The sequence below is a fragment of the Runella rosea genome (genome assembly GCF_003325355.1).
GTDB lineage: Bacteria > Bacteroidota > Bacteroidia > Cytophagales > Spirosomataceae > Runella > Runella rosea.
Genome location: NZ_CP030850.1, coordinates 3666410 through 3686052 on the forward strand (window position 1 = coordinate 3666410; position 19643 = coordinate 3686052).

Genomic DNA, 19643 nt, shown 5'->3' on the forward strand with positions numbered 1-19643 from the left:
TAGCTCGACAGAGGGCCTTTGTCAGCAAATTTTTGTTGACAGTCCTAGTCTCAGTAGTATCGTTGGGGGTATGGGCCCAGGACAAACAAGTGTCCGGTAATGTAAAAGATGCAAGCGGTACCGGTATGCCGGGTGTCAGCATCGCCGTAAAGGGTACCCAGCGAGGTGCCAACACCGACGTAGACGGTAACTACAAAATCTCCGTACCCGACAACGCTACGCTCGTGTTCAGTTTCGTAGGCTACAAAACGCAAGAAGTTTCCGTAGGTAACCGTACAACGGTAGATGTTAGTTTAGCCGAAGACAATCAAGTACTTAATGAAGTGGTAGTGGTAGGGTATGGTACCCAAAAACGCCAAGAAATTTCGGGTACAGTAGCCAGCGTTAACTCAAAAGATTTCAACGCGGGGGTCGTAGCCAACCCGCTTGCCGCCGTTCAGGGTAAAGTAGCTGGTCTGACCATCAACCAAACGGGTTCTGACCCTAACTCACGCCCAACGGTACGTTTGCGCGGGGTAGGTTCATTGGCCGCAGGTTCTGATCCACTGTATGTTGTTGATGGTGTACCGGGTGTACCCATTCAAAACATTGACGCCAATGATATTGCTTCTGTAGACGTACTACGTGATGCTTCTTCGGCCGCTATTTATGGGGCGCGTGCTTCTAACGGGGTTATCCTGATCACTACAAAACGTGGTAAATCAGGCCGTGCTTCAGTAGATTACAACGCCCAGTTTGGCGTAGACATGGTTGCCAAAGCTCCCGATTACATGAGCGGCTCAGAATACCGCGATGCCGTGAAAAAATTCGGTTTTACTTTGGTTAACGATCAAGGTGCAAACACCAATTGGTTTAAAGAAATTACGCGTAAGGCTCCGATTACAAGCCACAACTTAGCGTTTTCAGGTGGTACCGAAAACTTTAGTTATCGTGCCTCAATTGGTTATTTAAACCAACAGGGTTTGGTGCTGAAATCAGGTTTTGAGCGTGTAAGTGCCCGTATCAACTTAGACCAGACTGCCTTAAATGGTAAGTTGAAAATCGCTACCAGCTTATCTTTGATTAATGGTAAGCGTGATTATGTAAACTACGACGCCTTTACTTATTCAATCACTAACTTGCCTACCGATCCAGTCTACACTAAAGATCCAACTTTCCAAACACCTGGTAGCATATCCGCCGGGACAGGTTATTTCGAGCGTTTGGGTGAGTTTGGCGCGTTTAACCCTGTAGCGCTTTTAGAGCAAACTACCAACTACTCTAAGTCGATTGAATATTTGGGAAATATCAACCTAAAGTATAGCATTACCAAAGATTTGGTATTTGGAGTAAACGGTGCAATGAAAGGCTCTAAACAAGATGGCTTCTTCTACATATCACGTATCCCTAAATCAGCACAAGCTGGCTTAGGTACTGCTAGCCGGTCAACAGGTCCAGTAGACAATGGCCAAAGTGAAGACAATCTGTTAGAATTTACGTTGAACTACAACAAAACATTTAATGGATTAACATTTGGCGCTTTGGGAGGATATTCATATCAGGATGTAAACTTTGAAGGATTTAACGCGGTAAACAACAATTTTATCACTGACGATTTATTGTTTAACAACTTAGCTGCTGGAGCTGGTGTGTCGCTTGGCCAACGGGCAAATGATGCCGTTGGATCTTTCCGTTCAAACTACAAATTGATTTCTTTCTTTGGTCGTGCTACCGCAGCTTTGAACAATAAGTATTTTGCTACCTTGACGGTTCGTCGCGATGGTTCAACCAAGTTTGGACAAAACAACAAATGGGGTCTTTTCCCATCGTTGTCGGTAGGTTGGGCATTGTCTGAAGAAGCATTCCTGAAAGGTAATCCAACCATCAACAACCTGAAACTCCGCGTCAACTACGGTCAGACAGGTAACTCTGAGGGTATCGCCCCCTATCGTTCTTTGGCGTTGGTGGGACCAAGCAACAAGTACTACGACAATGGTAACTGGTTGCCTACCTACAAGCCTTCGCAGAACCCTAACCCTGACTTGAAGTGGGAAGTAAACGAAAACTACGGTGCAGGTGTTGACTTTGCCTTGTGGAACTATCGTGTTACTGGTTCATTGGATTATTACATCCGTAACACCAAAGACCTATTGTACGAAATTGCCGCTCCGCTTTCTATCAAGCCGTTGTATCCAACCATCCTTGCCAACGTAGGTTCAATGCGTAATCAAGGATTAGAATTGTCGTTGACTGCAGGTATTGTAGAAAAAGGTGACTTCCGCTATGAAGCAACCGTCGCCGCCGCTACATTGAAAAATGAGGTAACAGCACTTGCCAAAGGTGAATTTATCGGTTCTGACAAAATCTTCTTGTTCTCAGGTTTAGGGGCTGCCACTCGCGGTACTTCAGCCGTACCTTTCTCATTGATCAAAGTTGGTTTGCCAGTAGGCGCTTTCTTTGGAGGTATTGTTGAGAAATTGGACGAAAAAGGCCAATTCATTTTTAAAGATATTGACGGCGATGGCAAAATCAGCGAAAACGATGCGGATCGCGACTTCCAAGGAAGTCCACTTCCTAAGTTTACGGCGTCTTTGACCAATAACTTCAGCTACAAAGCATTCTCGTTGAGCTTCTTATTGAACGGTCAGTTTGGTAACAAAATCTTCAACGCCGAGCGTATGATGTATGCCAACCCAAACAACCGCCTTCCTGCTGAAAATACCATTCGCGAAGCGTTGACTTCACCCGTGCGTGATACACGTACAGGTGCATTCAGTTACTTCATAGAAGATGGTAGCTTTGTACGTTTGGCTAACTTCCGTTTGGGCTACCAAATTCCGGGCAAAGGTGTATTGAGCCGTGCTCAGGTATATATTTCAGGAAACAACCTGTTTGTATTGACCAAATTCAAAGGTGTTGACCCTGAAATGAACACAGGTTTTGCTACTGCTGGTATCTATACCAAGCAGCAATTCCCTAAAGCACGCGGTTTCCAAGCTGGCTTTAACTTATCATTCTAATTAACACGACTTTAGAGGTATTTGAAAAATCTAAATTTCTCTAAACATCGTACATAAACATACTGTTACACACTCAATTTGTAACATCAAAAACTAACTGAATAAAAATGAAAAAAACATTCTCTTACCTTGCATTGGCGGGGGTGCTTACAATAGCCTCTTGTACCAATTTGGATGAGTCAGTGTATGGAGTTATACCTAAAGAGGGCTTTGGTTCAACTCCCGAGCAGTTGGCCTCGTTATTGGGTCCTGCTTACTCTGGATTACGGGATTATGCATGGAATGCCCACAACGCCGAAGTAACCACTGACGTAGGTTTGGTACCTACCCGGGGAAAAGACTGGTATGACGGTGGTAACTGGTTGAACTACAACCGTCACACTTGGACTACCACTCACGGCCCTATCAACGACATGTGGGGATGGATTTTTGAAAGCGGTATTAACACCATCAACAACCTGATTCCGCAAGTAGCTGGCAACACAGTGGCTATTGCTGAATTAAGAGCGGTTCGCGCTTTCTATTACTTCCTAGCCATGGACTATTTCGGTAACGTTCCGTTGATTACAGAATCTACCTCAGGTACGGTAAGCACCACTCCACGGGCGCAAATCTATGCGTTTGTAGAGAAAGAATTGACCGAAGCATTGCCTAACCTCTCTGACAACGTTGGTGGTTCTTACTACGGACGTATCAATAAATTGACGGCTCAAACATTGTTGGCTAAAATTTATTTGAACGCTGGTGTATACAAAGGAACACCCGAGTGGCAAAAAGCCGTTGACATGTGCGACATCGTCATCAAATCAGGTAAGTACAAATTAGAGCCTAACTTCCTTGCCAACTTTGCGGTGAAAAATGAAGGTTCGACCGAAAACATTTGGGCCATTCCTTTTGACCGTATTCAAGCAGGCGGGATGACCATTACGTACCGCACATTGCACTACCAAAGCCAGAGCACTTATAACTTGAGTGGACAGCCTTGGAACGGATTCTGTACCATTGCTGAATTTTATAACTCATTTTCAGATAATGATCTGCGCAAGAAAATGTGGATTTCAGGCGTTCAGTACGGTGCTGATGGCAAAGCGTTGAAAGACGACAACGGTAAAGATTTGGACTTCAATCCCGTAATGACCAAAGACGAAATGACTTCGGCTGACCCTGAGTTTCAGGGAGCGGGTGTACGTCTCGGAAAATACGAGATCCAACGCGGTAACACAGTACCTGACCAAGATAACGACTGGGCAATGTTCCGTTTGGCTGATGTTTATATGATGCGTGGAGAAGCGCTTTTCAGACTTGGAAAAACAGCTGATGCCTTGGCTGACTTCAACATCGTAAGAGCTCGTGCTGGTGTAACAGCATGGACTGCTCCTCAATTGACACTCGACAACATTCTTGCCGAACGCGGTCGTGAATTGGCGTGGGAAGCATGGCGTCGCAATGACTTGATTCGCTTTGGTGAATTCAACAAAGTAGGCGGCAAATTCACCTCAAGATTCATGAAAGAACCAGCGGCCAAAACGTTGTTATTCCCAATTCCACAGCAACGTCGTGACGCCAACCCTGGATTGGCTCAGAACCCTGGCTACTAATTTATAACGTTATACGTTAAATCAACTAACTGATACAAAGCGAGTGAGTCTAATAGCTCACTCGCTTTTGTTTTTTAGTTAATTTTGTGAAAAGATTTGCTACAAGTGAGCGCCACAACCTATGATGAGCAAAATAAATTATTCACCCTTTTTAGCCGTTTTATTCCTGTCGGCATTCATATCGAGTTGCAGTAAAGACGCCGACGAAAATTTGTTCGAATCACTTCCTGCTTCTCAAACGGGGATTAATTTCACCAACCGTTTACTAGATAAAAAGGAACTGAATATTTTCAATTATCGTAATTTTTATAACGGCGGGGGCGTCGCCATCGGCGATGTAAACAATGATGGATGGGCCGATATATACGTTACCTCCAATTTTGAAGAAAATCACCTTTTCCTTAACAAAGGAAAAAATGCCAACGACCATTGGAAATTTGATGATGTAACCCAAACCTCTGGCGTGGGAGGTACCAAAGCATGGTCAACAGGGGCTACTTTTGCCGACGTAAACGGCGACGGTCTGATGGATATTTATGTTTGTAACGCGGGCAATATCAAAGGTGACAGTCGGGGCAATGAATTATTCATCAATCAGGGAATCGGCCCCGACGGCGTACCGAAGTTTGTGGATAAAGCGGTAGAATACGGCCTGCTCGACGGAGGGTTCTCCACCCACGCGGCTTTTTTTGACTATGACCGCGATGGCGATTTAGACATGTATCTGCTCAACAACAGTTTTACGCCCGTTGACAAACTTCAATACCAGAATTTCCGCAAATACCGCGACCCGCTAGGTGGCCATAAACTGTTTCGGAACGAGACAATCAATACCCTCTCCAATAAACCAACTCTCAAACCTACGGTTAGTGATTCAGCATCCGTGGCAAAACCTATTTTTACGGATGTAAGTGAAGAAGCGGGAATTTACGGTAGCTTGATTGCCTTTGGGTTAGGAATCACCATCGGCGATGTCAATGAGGACAACTGGCCAGATATTTATATTTCAAATGACTTCTACGAGCGTGATTACCTCTACATCAACCAGCGCAATGGCACCTTCAAAGAATCATTGGAAGAAAGCATGAACCACATCAGCTTGTCGTCGATGGGGGCAGATATTGCCGATATTAATAACGATGGCTTGCTGGATATTTTCGTGACGGATATGCTTCCCCGCGATGATAAACGACTCAAAACGACCTCCGTTTTTGAAGGATATGAATTGACCGAATTCAAAATAAAGCAGGATTATTGGCACCAGTACATGCGCAATATGCTACATCTGAATCAGGGGGTCAAAAGTCAGAAATCAGAAATCGGAAGTAAAGAGTCCACCTCTGTTGCTGCCACTTCGTTTACCGAAGTAGGCCAGATGGCGGGGGTGCACGCGACCGACTGGAGTTGGGGAGCCTTGATTTTTGACATGGACAATGATGGTCAAAAAGACTTATTTGTAGCTAACGGAATTGTTAAAAACTTAACAGACCAAGATTACGTGGCCTTTTTGTCCGACCAAAAAAATATACAGGCGATGATTGAAGGCAGAATGCAGTTTGATTATCGCAAGTTCGTAGACATGATTTCAACGACTCCTATCTCGAATTTTGCATTTCGAAACAAAGGTCAACTGCAATTTGAGGACAAAGCCATGGCGTGGGGACTTGGTGAGCCCAGTTTCTCAAATGGTGCAGCCTATGGCGATTTGGACAATGACGGCGACTTGGATTTGGTCGTAAGTAACAATAATGCCCCCTTGGGCGTATTCCGCAACCAGTCGGTCGAAAAACTAAAGACCCATTTTTTGCGCGTAAAGCTAAAAGGCAACGCTAAAAACCCCCACGCTATTGGGGCCAAAGTTTACATTTATCAAAAAGGACAGACGCAGTATTTACAACAAATGCCCAATCGCGGGTTTCAATCCTCCAGCGACCTAAACTTGGTTTTTGGCCTTGGTACCAACCCAGTGATTGATTCGTTGAGGGTGGTGTGGCCCGATGACAAAATGCAGACGTTCAAAAATCTGAAAGGAGACGTTGAGCTAACCCTGAACCATGCTGATGCAAAAGACTTATGGAAATTACCCGCTCCTTCAACCATTAAGGCTCCTTTCAACGACATTACAAGCACCTCTGGATTGGACTTTAAACACGAAGAAAACGACTTTGTAGACTATAACCGCGATGGATTGTTGAAACAAATGTACTCTACGCAAGGCCCAGCCCTAGCCATTGGCGACATCAACGCCGACGGATTGGACGACGCCTACATCGGCGGCGGTTCAGGAAAACGACGAGCGTTGTTTATGCAGCAATCCAACGGCAACTTCGTAGAAATTTCAAAATCTACCTTTGCCTCTCCTGCCGTTGCCGATGAAACTGCCGCTGCTTTCTTTGATGCCGACGGTGACAAAGACCTAGATTTATACGTCGTGACGGGCGGAAATGAATTTATGACGGGCGAAGAAATCTTGGCAGATAAACTCTACCTCAACGACGGAAAAGGCAACTTCAGTCTCAGTCAAGGGCTGCCAACCGTTTTTGAAAATGGCTCATGCGTGGCCGTGGCCGATTATGATCGTGATGGTGACTTGGATTTATTCGTAGGCTCTCGAATGATTTCTGGTCAATATGGCCTCAGCCCACGCAGCTACCTACTTCAAAACAACGGCAAAGGCAACTTTAAAGACGTAACCAAAGAGACCATGTCCAACAACCAACTCGGCATGGTGACGGATGCGCGCTTTGAAGATCTAAACAAAGACGGTTATCCTGAACTCATTGCCGTAGGGGATTGGATGCCCATCATGATTTTACAAAATCGAAAAGGGAATTTTCCTCAATCCCAGAATATTCCCGTTAAAAATTCAAACGGTTGGTGGAATGCCCTAGAAGCGGCTGATGTAGACGGCGATGGCGACCTGGATTTTATCGTGGGAAATTTGGGGCGTAACACAAAGCTCCAATGCTCGGAGACCCAACCTGCAGAGCTTTACATCAACGATTTTGACCGTAACGGTAGTGTAGAACAGATTATTACCTGTTATAATCCAGACGGAAAAACGTATCCAATGGTCTTAAAACCCGATTTACAAAAAGTATTGCCCGTAATAAAAAAACGATTTGTTCGCCACGAAGAGTACGGCGGCAAGCCTATTGATGCCATTTTTTCGCGTGAACAAATGGAAGGTGTACAAAAAAGGGTGGTGTATCAATCCAACAGTTCGTTGCTCATCAACAATGGGAAAGGCGAATTTACCTTGCAATCGTTGCCGCTTGCCGCTCAATACTCCCCTATTTTCGGTATCGTAACAACCGACTACGATAAAGACGGAAAAACTGACATTCTGTTAACGGGAAATTTCTTCGATGTATTACCTGAAATCGGCCGTTATGACGCAAATGATGGATTAGTTCTGCGAGGGTTAGGCAAAGACAAAAACGGTCTGCCGCAGTTTGCCACGGTAAAGCCTGCACAGTCAGGGTTTTTGGTCAAAGGCCAGGTACGCAAAATGCGCAAAGCACGCGGTGCCAATGGCAAAGAGTTGATTATTTTGGCCAAAAACAAAGACAAAGTTCAAGTAGTAGGGCTGAATCAATAGCCCTGTGATTAACTCAGTAGTAGTAGAAAAATAAAACCTGTGATGAAAAAAATGAAAGGAAACACCTGGGGTGTTTTAATTTTTAGTCTGTTTTTTCTAACCAATTGTTCCAAAAACTCCAACAATAGCGCGGATGGACCGGCTCTTTTTGAGCAAATCGCCCCCGAAAAAAGCGGCGTAACCTTCGCAAACGTAGTGCGAGATACCCGAGAACTCAATATTCTGGACTATCTGTATTTTTATAACGGAGGTGGCGTAGCCGTGGGAGATGTTAACAATGATGGGCTTTCAGATGTGTTTTTTGTTTCTAACCAACAAAAAAATCACCTTTACCTCAACAAAACGAAGGCTGGAACTGGGATAAAAATGGAAGATGTTTCCGAAAAAGCCAACATCGGCGGAAGCGCCAATTGGAAAACGGGCGTCACCATGGCTGATGTCAACGGGGATGGCTGGTTAGATATTTATGTGTGTGCCGTCAGCAACTACAAATCGTTTAAAGGCCATAATGAGCTGTTTATCAATAATCAAGACGGAACTTTCACTGAAAAATCGAAAGAATATGGGTTAGATTTTCAAGGGTTTTCGACCCAAGCGGCCTTTTTTGACTACGACCACGACGGCGATTTAGACATGTATCTGCTCAACCATGCCGTGCATACATCTATCTCCTACGACCGCGTCAACGTCCGTGCGCTAGAACGCGATGAGTTGGCGGGGGATTATTTATTCCGCAATGACGGCAAGGCTTTCACCAACGTTAGCATCAAAGCGGGAATTTACGCCGCCCCTCAAGGCTACGGACTAGGAATTTCGGTGGGTGACTTAAACAACGACGGCTGGGAAGATATTTACGTTGCCAACGACTTTCACGAAGACGACTATTACTACATTAATCAGAAAGATGGCACCTTCAAAGAAGCGCTGAGAGAGCACTTTACACACACCAGTAAGTTTTCGATGGGCAACGACATGGCCGACATCAACAACGATGGTCTGCTTGATATAGTGACCGTAGACATGTATCCGCAAGACCCCAAAGTCGAAAAATCGTCGATGGGCGAAGACCCGCTAGACGTATATTTGTACAAACTACAATTCGGCTACTACAACCAATACACCCGCAATACTCTCCAATTAAACTTGGGGGGCGAGCGCTTTAGCGACATCGGGGCCATGTCGGGCATCTCGGCTACGGACTGGAGTTGGTCGCCGCTTTTGGCCGATTATGACAACGATGGCATCAAAGACCTCTTTATCAGCAATGGTATTGAGCGCCGCCCCAACGACTTGGAATACATCAAGTACGTATCCAACCCAATGGTCGAAATCATGTTGGAAAAAGGCAAGAAAAGCGATAAAGAGGCCTTAGACAAAATGCCCAACGGCCGCTGGCACAACTACCTTTACAAAGGAACCGACAGCCTGCTTTTTGAGGACAAATCACTGGCCTGGGGATTCAAAGAGTTTAACTGCGCCAACGGGGCAGCCTACGCCGACTTAGACAATGACGGCGATTTGGAACTCATCACCAATAACCTCAACGCACCCGCTGGAATCTACGAAAACAAAGCGAATGAACTATTTAAGAACGCTTTTCTGAAAGTAAAACTTCAAGGACAAAAAGGGAATGGCTTTGGAATTGGAGCAAAAATATACCTTAAAACTAACGGTAAATGGTTGTACCAACACAACATGCCCACGCGCGGATTTATGTCGTCGGTGGAACCTTGGTTGACGTTTGGATTGGGAAAAACCGCCACCATTGACTCGCTCGTGGTGGTATGGCCTACGCAGAAAACCCAGATCCTGACGAATGTAAAATCAAACCAAACCCTCACGTTACGGCAGGAAGCAGCCACGAGCCAATGGAAATTACCTGCGGGCAAAGCGCCCATTTTTGAAGATGTAACGCAGCAATACCCCGTTGATTTTGTCCACAAAGAAAACGAATATTACGATTTTACGCGTGAGCCGTTGATGCCCTTTAAGATTTCCACTGAAGGTTCAAAAATGGCGGTTGGCGATGTAAACGGCGACGGATTGGATGATTTTTACGTGGGTGGCCCAAAATATCAAGCGGGAAAATTGTTTGTCCAGCAAACAGACGGGCAATTTGCAGAAAGCAAACAGGGGGCGTTTTTGACGGATACGCTTTGTGAGGACATCGACGCGGCTTTCCTCGATGTCGACGGTGATAAAGACCTTGATTTGTACGTAGTAAGCGGCGGCAATGAGTTTTTTGCGCAAGATGAGCCGCTACTCGACCGGCTGTATATCAACGACGGCAAGGGAAATTTCGCCCGTAACCGAGCCGCTTTGCCCAAACTTTATGGTAACAAATCCTGCGTTAAAGCAGCGGATGTGGACAAAGATGGCGACTTAGATTTATTTGTCGGCGGCCGCGTAGTGGCGTTTCACTACGGACAAATCCCTGATTCTTATTTATTAATCAACAATGGCAAAGGTATTTTCACGGACCAAACCGACAAACTCGCACCCGAACTTCGTAAAGCGGGGATGATTACCGATGCCACTTGGACCGATATTGACAACGACAAAGACGTTGATTTGGTGATTGTGGGAGATTGGATGGGCATTACCGTTTTTGAAAACGAGAAGTCTTCGTTGGAGATGAAACATACTTCGTTGGAAGACAAAAAAGGGTTTTGGCAAACCATCAAACCAGCCGATTTGGACGGCGACGGTGACGTAGATTTTGTGGTGGGCAACTTGGGAACCAACTCCAAATTCAGACGGCATACCGACGCAAAACTACGCATGTATGCAGGTGATTTCTTAAAAAGCGGGGCTAAATACGACCAAATTTTGGCTTACGGTGAGGGCGACGAATTTTATCCCGTTGCGTCCAAAGATGAACTCGGGAAAACGTTGCCATTCTTAAACAAACGTTTTCCCAATAACAAAGATTTTGCAGGAAATACCCTTGGCAAAATCTTCAAATCGGCCGAATTGAAAGCTGCTGAGGAACGAGAAGTGAATATATTTGAAAGCGTTTGGGTTGAAAATACGGGCAAAGGTGAATTCACGTTGCATTACCTCCCAAGCGAGGCTCAGGTATCCAAAATCTTTGCGCTCAACATCGCCGACGTTACCAAAGATGGCAAACCGGATATTTTATTGGGCGGTAATTTTTACAATGTCAGCACCTATCAAGGGCGCTACGACGCAAGTTATGGCCTGGTATTGGAGAACAACTTTGCCAAAGCCAAAGGGCGATTTACTCCGTTGTTGCCCACAAGCTCTGGATTTTTATTAACTGGTGAAGTACGTGATATTCAGTCAATTAAAAATGGAAAAGACACACGTTTTTTGGTATCGCGTAGCGGTGCTGGCCTATTGATGTTTAAAACTAAATAATCCTATTGACGCCGCAAAACATTCTTATTTTGGGGGCACGAGCGCCCATTGCCCTTGAGATGGCGCGGAGCTTTGGCAAGCAAGGCCACCGCGTCATCATGGCAGATTCCTTGCGGCTTACCTTGGCGCGGTGGAGCAAATACGTGGCGGTTTACTACCATTTACCACCACCCGCTTACGCGTTTGAAGCTTTTCAAGCAAAACTCAGGCAAATTATCATCAACGAAAAAATAGACCACTGCCTCCCCACTTGTGAGGAGGCTTTTTTCGTGGCCATGGCCAAAGATTCACTGCCTTGCCACGTCTGGACGGCTGGCCTTGCATTGATGCACCAACTCCACCGAAAAGATACCTTTATTGAGCTGGCAAAAGGATTTTTTGCCATACCTGAAACGATAAATGCAGCGGATTTTAACGATTTTGAAAATGCAAATGCCTACGTTTTTAAACCCATATATTCCCGGTTTGCCAATTTTACGCTCCTCCGACCAACGGTTGCTCAGATAAATCAAATTCCTGATTCAACAGCGTGGGTAGCCCAACAATTTATCAGCGGCAAAGAAGTCTGCGTTTATTCAATTTGGGCACAAGGAAAACTAAAAGCCCTAACGATTTATCATCCTAAATATCGTGTCGGAAAAGGCTCAGGAATTTATTTTGAACCCGTCACTCATCAAGCACTTATCCATTCCATCAAACGATTTGGGGAAGCGATTAGTTATCACGGCCAATTAAGTTTTGATTTTATTATTCAGCCCGACGGTACGCCCGTGGTGCTGGAATGCAATCCGCGCGGTATCAGCGGCGCGCATTTGATGGGCGATGATTTGGCCCGCTGTTTTCTGGACGATACTTTCCAACTTCTTAATCCGAACGAAAAACACATGGCGGTTAAATTTGCCTTCCTGATTACGCAGCCGCATCGAATGTTGAATCGGGATTTTTACCAAGCCAACGACGTGATTTTCAACGCTGATGATCCCTTACCGTTGTTTTTACAACCGTTGAGTTTGGTAGAACTCTTAAAAATCAAGTTCTTGCAAAACAAAACGCTGTTACAGGCTTCTACTCAGGATATTGAGTGGAATGGATAAATTCATGATAAAGTGGCTCCTCTCAACGCAAATTCCTAACCCGCAGATACGGGCGTGGGGAGAATTGTTTGAGCAGCATCCGTCCCAACAGCTCATTGAAAACGTTCGTACAGATTTTCGCCTTTTATCCATCAACGACCGCTGGTTTCTACCCGTCACTATCAACGATACAGAGTTTGATAATTCTTACGTATGCTCACCCTACACCGCTTGCGTAACCTACTCGATTGAAGAGCTTGACCGAAATATCCGAAATCCTTTTCTGAATAGATCCTTGAATCTGCTACTAAAAGGAACTTCAAATTGGCTGATTAGCAACGAAATCAACAGAACCATTCACGTCAATAATTTTCTACTTTCCACCAACCCTTACCCCGATTGGCACGGCATTTATTTACCACAAATCGTCCGTTTTTTAACCGAACAATTCCCGCAACACACCCTCATTTTTAGGTCACTAAACCAAGTTCAACATTCTCTTTTACTACACGAATTTGAACGATACGGATTTCGAACGGGCGCTAGTCGGCAGGTATATTATTTTCACCCAAACGCCCAAACTTGGTCTAATCACAACAACATCGGCAATGACCGCCGACTAGTGCAAAAATCTGAGCTAACCTATGTGTCGCCAGCAGAAATGGGTAATTATGTTTCGCAAATCAGAGACCTTTACAATCAATTATACATCCAAAAATACTCCCAACACAATCCCCGCTTTACGGGCTTGTTTTTCGAGAAAGCATTTTCCAATCAACTTTTTCGGTTTGAAGGATACCGCAACGACGAAGGATTGTTGAAATCGGTGATTGGTTTGTTGGAATTAAACGGCACTATCACCTCACCCATCGTGGGTTATGACACATCCGAAAGTCCCAAAAAAGGACTCTATATTCAAGCCATTGATTTGATTTTCAGACGAATGCACCAAACTAACCAAGTGCTGAATCTAAGTTCGGGGGCGGCATCTTTCAAGCGATTACGCGGCGGACAAGGCCATTTGGAATATTCAGCCATTTATTTCAACCATTTGCCGCCCGCCCGTCAGCAAATGTGGAAAACGCTGTTATTTTTACTCAACAAAATCGGCATTCCGTTGCTTGAAAAATATGAGTTATAGCGAAAACACCTGGTGGCCGCTGGGGTTTGAGCGTGATTTCAAGGCCAATCAGCCCCATCCTGCTTCAACACCTTTTGGTGCGTTGGTTATTTACAAAACCAATAACCATTGGGCGGGATTTAAGGATATTTGTCCGCACCGTGGTGCGCCGTTGTCGCAGGGGTGGGTGCAAAACGGCGAATTGGTGTGCCCTTACCACGGTTGGTGTTTTAACAATAAAGGCAAAAATACATTTGTACCCGTCATCAACAAGGCCACCGATGCTGCCTTAGAATGTATTTCGCTTCGCGTAGAGGGTGGTATTGTGTGGGCAACCGCGTTTGAAACTGCGCCATTCCCTGCCATAGCAGCCTTAAAACACGATGTAACGCTGGTAGGAAACACCACCGCAAACTTGCTCAATACGTTAGAGAATTTTCTAGAAGGCAGCCACACACACTACGTACACAACGGCTTTATTCGTTCAGAAAACACAAAACGAACTCCTCTCAAAGCACGTCTTTTCCCCCAACCTAATGGTTTTAAGGTGGTGTATGAAGCCGAACCAGCGAAAGGGCTGCTCACTAAATTATTGCCAAAAAACTACCAACTTCTGACCCCAACGGCGCATTATATATATCCCAACATCGCTATTTTGGAATACCTCACCCAAGACCAACAGCCGCTGATTAGAATTGAAGCCTGCCTCAATGAATCCAAGGCGGGATGTACTTACGCAGCGCGGGTATTTCTGCTGCGCCCTTGGCTGCGTTTTTTGGGCAAATGGGTGGTAAAAAAGCTATTCGGAGTCATTATCCAGCAAGACAAGCGCATCCTAGAAATACAGAAAAACAACCTAGAGAGCTTCCCCCAACGTAGTTTTGTGTCTACATCGGCCGATACCGTGGGCAAGGAGTTGTACTTTTGGTTATATCAACCCGAGCAGAAAGCGTCGAAAACTATTGATTTTGAGGTGTATTGGTAAATAATTTAGTTTAATGACGGATTTTGCGGTGTTTTCGGAAACGTCGATTTGGAAGCAAAAATCAATACGTGGACCACTAATCCCAACACAATCAGCAAAGACAGTTCAAATCGGTTTTGAGAAGCCGAGCCAAGAACGATTTGTCGGGAGCTGTTTGCCACTTTTTCCCCTTCTGAAATTTGAATATTGGATAGAAGGTTCAGGTCATTTGACATCACATAAAACGACTTATTCAACACTTTTTTGGCGTTTACGATGTCTGTCACCCCCTCATTTTGGTAAAAATAACGCTTTTCCAAGCGCAAGTCTTCCGCCACGTGAGATTTAAATTTGTGGAAAATCACCTCCTCCGCAGGCGTTAGTTTGGTTTTTTCAAATTCATGAATTAGCGCATTAATCGCCTCATTGTGCCGAGAAAGTTGCCCTTTAATCAGGTTTACATCTTCATACGCCACACAGCCATCAATGACTATCTTTTTATCTGATAAGTGATGATAGAATTTATAAATGTAGCTTTCTGCCAGCAGCCGGTCCTCATAAACGGTGGAAAACGCCTCTCCTAACTCCGTAAAATTTTGTTTATCAAGCAGATTTTTGACGAATAACAATCCAAAAATAACCGTCAATAGCACGGCAATTTTTAATTTTTGTTGCAAACTATACGCCCATTTCATAGTGAGGGAGGTTAAAAAGTGCGACGAATCAATTACAGGAGCTATTTTTCAAAGATACAAAATCTGTATTAAACCCCGGGAAAACGTTTTGGATAAAATCACCGTATATTTGTAAAAACCATTATCTATATCGGGGAGATGAAACAGTGGCTAAAAGTAGGAATGTGGCTGAGCATTGCCGCCCTGACGGGATGCGATTTGATATTGCCCAAAGCCGAGAGAACAAATGACAATCAGGCAACAACGGGAAAATGTCTGCCCGACCAACCAGTTTCTTTTTTGGAAGAAACCAACACCGAGCGGGGATTTTATAACCCTAAAGACAGCCTTTACTACGGCACCATCGTTTACGGCGTTTTTTACCGGGGCGGAATTACCAACCCGTGTGAATTGGTAAAACGCCCATTTTCCTATAAAAATGTTATTTCACGGAAGTTCAAAATCGTTTGGGAAGGTCCCAAAGGCGCCACTTCCGACCGTCAGGCTACTCGGGCGTTGATTCGTTTTACGGACAAAGGCTATCAGGATGACGTAGATCGGGACTTACCGAAACCCGATACGCTTTATCCTTTTCCGTACGAAATCACCGTCAAAGAAGACTCTAGCTATGTGACCTTGCCCACCGCCCGCGAGTACAAATTAGCTCTTCGCAAAGGTTACTCTGGTTTACTTAACGAAGTTAAGTGCGCCGAAGTAAGTCTTTCAACAACGCCTGCTTTTGATACACAGCGCGTTATTCTGGAAAATAGTAATTCATCGAGTTGGTCACCACGAACGATTTTCAAAGCTGCTGATTTTGCCCCTAACGTTGAATACATCGTTGTGCGTGAAAAAGAGTGCGCTACCTGCGACGTTCCCACGCCTACCCTTAGTGCTTCTACCACCACGGTTGGAAAAGGGGAGGAAACAATTCTCTATTTTTCAGGATGTCCCGTGGTAGATGGGGCACAAGGCCCTTTGGAATGGTTTTCACAAACCGATGGAAATTCAAAAGAATTAGTCCAACGCTTCAGCTATTCGGCCCGCAATGAGCGCCGATTTTATCCCCAAGTGACCACCACTTACTACCTACGCTGCCAAGGAGATTGGTTTTGTAAACCCCAAAAAGAAGTAAGTATTCGGATAGAAGTAAAATAGTCGGAAACCATTGGTTATCAATAGCCTCCGACTACTTGTTATCTGCGTTTTCGGCGGGCGCCTTTATCTTTGGGCGATGACCCAGCGCTGCGTTGACGACTCCGTTCAGTGGTATTTTTAAACGACGAAGTACTGCGCGTTGGATTGGCATCGGCCAACACTAAATCCATGCTTCTGCGCGAAATATTGGTTTCTTTAACCTTTACTTTTACGGCATCACCAAAGGTGTAGAATTTTTTGGTGCGCTGCCCTACCAAGCGATAGTTTTCTTTATCGAGTTCGTAATAATCGTCGTTAAGGTCATTCATCCTCACTAATCCTTCAGACGCGGTGTCGGTGATTTCCACAAAAATGCCGAATTCCGTCACGCCCGTAATGATACCATTCCAAACACGGTCTGGCTCCATCGAAGCCATAAACTCCACTTGTTTGTATTTGATACTGGCGCGCTCTGCGTTGGCAGCCAATTGCTCCCGCGCCGAGGAATGCTTGCAGCCAGGCTCAAGTTCGGCGCGGTCGGGTGAGGGCTTTCCATCCAGATAATGTTGCAATAAACGGTGCGCCATCATATCGGGATAGCGTCGGATGGGCGACGTAAAGTGCGAATATCGTTTAAACGCCAGCCCAAAGTGGCCTGCGTCTTCGGTGCCATAACGGGCCTTGGCCATGGTCCGAATCGCTAACTGTTCGAGCGCGTTTTGTTCGGGCTTACCTTCGAGGTCTTCCATCAACTGGTTCAGCGACTGGGCGGCAAGTTTCTCATTCTCAAATTTCATTTTATACCCCAAACGCCCCGCGAAAGCGGCAAATATGCGCAGTTTTTCCATATCAGGCTCTTCGTGAACCCGATACACCATGGTGTTTGGATGGCCTTTGTCTTTTGATTTTTGATAAATGAATTCCGGTACCCGTCGATTGGCCAAAAGCATAAACTCTTCGATGAGTTTGTGCGCATCTTTGCGCACTTTGGTATAAATTCCAAGCGGTTTTCCTGCTTCATCCAATCGAAATTTCACTTCGACAGTTTCAAAATTAACCGCTCCTTTGGCAAATCGCTCCGCCCGGAGTTTATGCGCCAGTGTATTCAATAGCGTCAATTCCTTGGCATACGGCAACGGCGCAGAAAGGTCAACGAATCCCTCTTCTGTGGCGGCTTTATCGGCGGCGGCCTGCATTTCTAAGATTTCCTGCGCTTCTTCGTACGAGAATCGTTTGTCGGAGTGAATCACCGTACGCCCAAACCACTCGTGTTTGATTTTAGCGTCGGGCGTCATTTCGACCACCACCGAAAACGTGAGTTTATCTTCGTTGGGCCGCAGGGAGCAAAGATTATTGGAAAGTTTTTCGGGTAACATCGGCACGGTTCTATCCACGAGATAGACCGACGTGGCGCGGGCGTAGGCCTCCTGTTCCAAGGCCGTTCCAGGGCGCACATAATGCGTCACGTCGGCAATGTGGATGCCGATTTCGTAGTTTCCGTTGTCTAAAAAACGCACCGAAAGCGCATCGTCAAAGTCTTTGGCGTCGGCAGGGTCAATGGTGAAGGTCGTTATATCGCGCATGTCGCGGCGACGTCCTATTTCTTCGGCAGAAATGGTATCGGGAATGGCGTTGGCTTCAGCTTCGAGCTCTTCGGTGAAGCGAATCGGCAAGCCAAATTCCGCCAAAATGGCGTGCATTTCGGTTTCGTGCGAGCCAGCTTTTCCGAGCACTTCCACTACCTCGCCTTCCATGCGGCGCGAGCGTGTCGCGTATTGGGTCAGGCGAATGAGTACTTTATCACCATCCTGCGCACCTTTGAGTTTATTTTCAGGGATGTACACATCTTCATACATCCGGCGATTGTCCAAAGCCACAATGCCGTACTTCGGCCACAGTTCGATTTCACCCACAAATTCGGTTTTTCCACGTGCAATGACCTCCTCTACGCGCCCTTCACGGCGGCGACCGCTGCGGTAATCACTAAACAGCGTAATGCGCACTGTATCGCCATCAATGGCTCCGCGCAAATCATCGGAGTCAACCCACACGTCGGCATTTTCCGAAAGTTTGGAGCCTTCGGGCAACGGCGAATCCATGACAATAAACGCGTAGTTTTTGTTGACATGTTCTACTTTTCCAATCAGCACATTGGCACTTATGTTGGCAATATACAAACCTTCTGGCGTACGTTTGATGCGTCCTTCTTCAATAAGTTCATCGAGTAACCCATTCAGAATCAACTGCATTTTATGGTCATCGGCGTCAAAATGGTCGTGAAGCTGTTGCAGTTCAAATGGCTGTTCGTTGTTGATTTCAAAAAAAGCGGCAATCTCTGATTTGAATTCATCCAAAAAAGTAACAATCTTTTTTTGGGAGCGAGTTTTTTTGTTTTTTACCTCGCTTGTTTTTTTTCTTTTATTCATACTTAAAATTACTTCTGCTTAAATAACCATTTTTTACGGAAAAACATTACATAATACGCTCATTGATTCCCGTCGGTCCGTCATGTTGCTTGCTTTGCTACCCTTTCGAGCTTACTTATGACAGGTGACAAAAAGCTACATTTCAGCGTCTCTATCCGTATCTTTTTTACCCCATTAAAAGACAAAACCCTACGAAAGATAGTTATAAATACAAACACACCGCCGCGACCGTCTTAAATTTATGTACAACGGTCCAAATCTAACATTGCTATATTTACGTAATTATAGATAACCATAAACATTATCGCTTTATGTCGACGTATTACAATTCCGAAGACCTCAAGAAATTTGGTAGCATTGGGGCCTTTGGCGCAAAAAACTTAGCCGACGATTTTTTTAAATACTACGGCGACGTATTTGCCGAAGGTGCGCTCTCGTCACGTGAGAAATCTCTTATTGCGCTGGCGGTGGCTCACGTGCTCAAATGCCCGTATTGCATTGATGCCTACACAACCGATACACTCGAAAAAGGCTGCTCAGAGGATGAAATGATGGAGGCGGTACACGTTGGGGCAGTGATGGCAGCGGGAATTACCCTGGTACACAGTACCCAAATGATCAATAAAGCAAAAGAATTAACAATGTAAAATGAGGAGTCAGAAGTGAGGAG

Annotated in this window: 11 protein-coding genes; 9 read left to right on the plus strand and 2 right to left on the minus strand. The window is 45.3% G+C overall.

The window, feature by feature from the left end:
• The first annotated feature begins 89 nt into the window (after positions 1–89).
• The 7 genes from DR864_RS15280 to DR864_RS15310 all read left to right on the plus strand — a co-directional run bounded on the left by DR864_RS15280 (position 90) and on the right by DR864_RS15310 (position 14757).
• Positions 90–2999, plus strand: coding sequence for a SusC/RagA family TonB-linked outer membrane protein (locus DR864_RS15280; protein ID WP_162793853.1), 2910 nt, complete (start codon positions 90–92; stop codon positions 2997–2999).
• 107 nt (positions 3000–3106) lie between these two features.
• On the plus strand, positions 3107–4597 hold the full coding sequence (locus DR864_RS15285; RefSeq protein ID WP_114067795.1) for a RagB/SusD family nutrient uptake outer membrane protein: 1491 nt from the start codon (positions 3107–3109) through the stop codon (positions 4595–4597).
• 121 nt (positions 4598–4718) lie between these two features.
• A complete protein-coding gene (locus DR864_RS15290) occupies positions 4719–8198 on the plus strand; it encodes a VCBS repeat-containing protein (protein ID WP_114067796.1) in 3480 nt (1159 codons plus the stop codon).
• Between the two features lie 51 nt (positions 8199–8249).
• Positions 8250–11579 (plus strand): VCBS repeat-containing protein, encoded by a 3330-nt coding sequence (locus DR864_RS15295; protein ID WP_229599394.1) that lies wholly within the window; start codon positions 8250–8252, stop codon positions 11577–11579.
• Between the two features lie 5 nt (positions 11580–11584).
• Complete coding sequence (locus DR864_RS15300) at positions 11585–12673, plus strand: ATP-grasp domain-containing protein (protein WP_114067798.1); 1089 nt, start codon at positions 11585–11587, stop codon at positions 12671–12673.
• A 4-nt stretch (positions 12674–12677) separates the two neighbouring features.
• Complete coding sequence (locus DR864_RS15305) at positions 12678–13793, plus strand: hypothetical protein (protein WP_162793855.1); 1116 nt, start codon at positions 12678–12680, stop codon at positions 13791–13793.
• Entirely contained in the window at positions 13783–14757 is a 975-nt protein-coding gene (locus tag DR864_RS15310) for a Rieske 2Fe-2S domain-containing protein (RefSeq protein ID WP_114067800.1), read from the plus strand. Before DR864_RS15305 ends, DR864_RS15310 begins: the two co-directional genes overlap by 11 nt.
• Positions 14758–14762: 5 nt before the next feature.
• On the opposite strand, the gene DR864_RS15315 is transcribed toward DR864_RS15310, so the two are convergent.
• Positions 14763–15431: an MCP four helix bundle domain-containing protein gene (locus DR864_RS15315; protein ID WP_114067801.1), complete on the minus strand. Its 669-nt coding sequence runs from the start codon at positions 15429–15431 to the stop codon at positions 14763–14765.
• A 138-nt stretch (positions 15432–15569) separates the two neighbouring features.
• Here DR864_RS15315 and DR864_RS15320 point away from each other — a divergent pair, with 138 nt between their 5' ends.
• On the plus strand, positions 15570–16568 hold the full coding sequence (locus DR864_RS15320) for a hypothetical protein (protein ID WP_114067802.1): 999 nt from the start codon (positions 15570–15572) through the stop codon (positions 16566–16568).
• A 38-nt stretch (positions 16569–16606) separates the two neighbouring features.
• Here the strand turns inward: DR864_RS15320 and rnr are convergent, their stop codons facing one another.
• A complete protein-coding gene (rnr, locus tag DR864_RS15325; protein WP_114067803.1) occupies positions 16607–18973 on the minus strand; it encodes a ribonuclease R in 2367 nt (788 codons plus the stop codon).
• 311 nt (positions 18974–19284) lie between these two features.
• Between rnr and DR864_RS15330 the strand changes: the two genes are divergently transcribed.
• Positions 19285–19620 carry an arsenosugar biosynthesis-associated peroxidase-like protein gene (locus DR864_RS15330; RefSeq protein WP_114067804.1) on the plus strand — a complete coding sequence of 112 codons (336 nt, stop codon included), beginning with the start codon at positions 19285–19287 and terminating at the stop codon, positions 19618–19620.
• Positions 19621–19643: the final 23 nt, after the last annotated feature.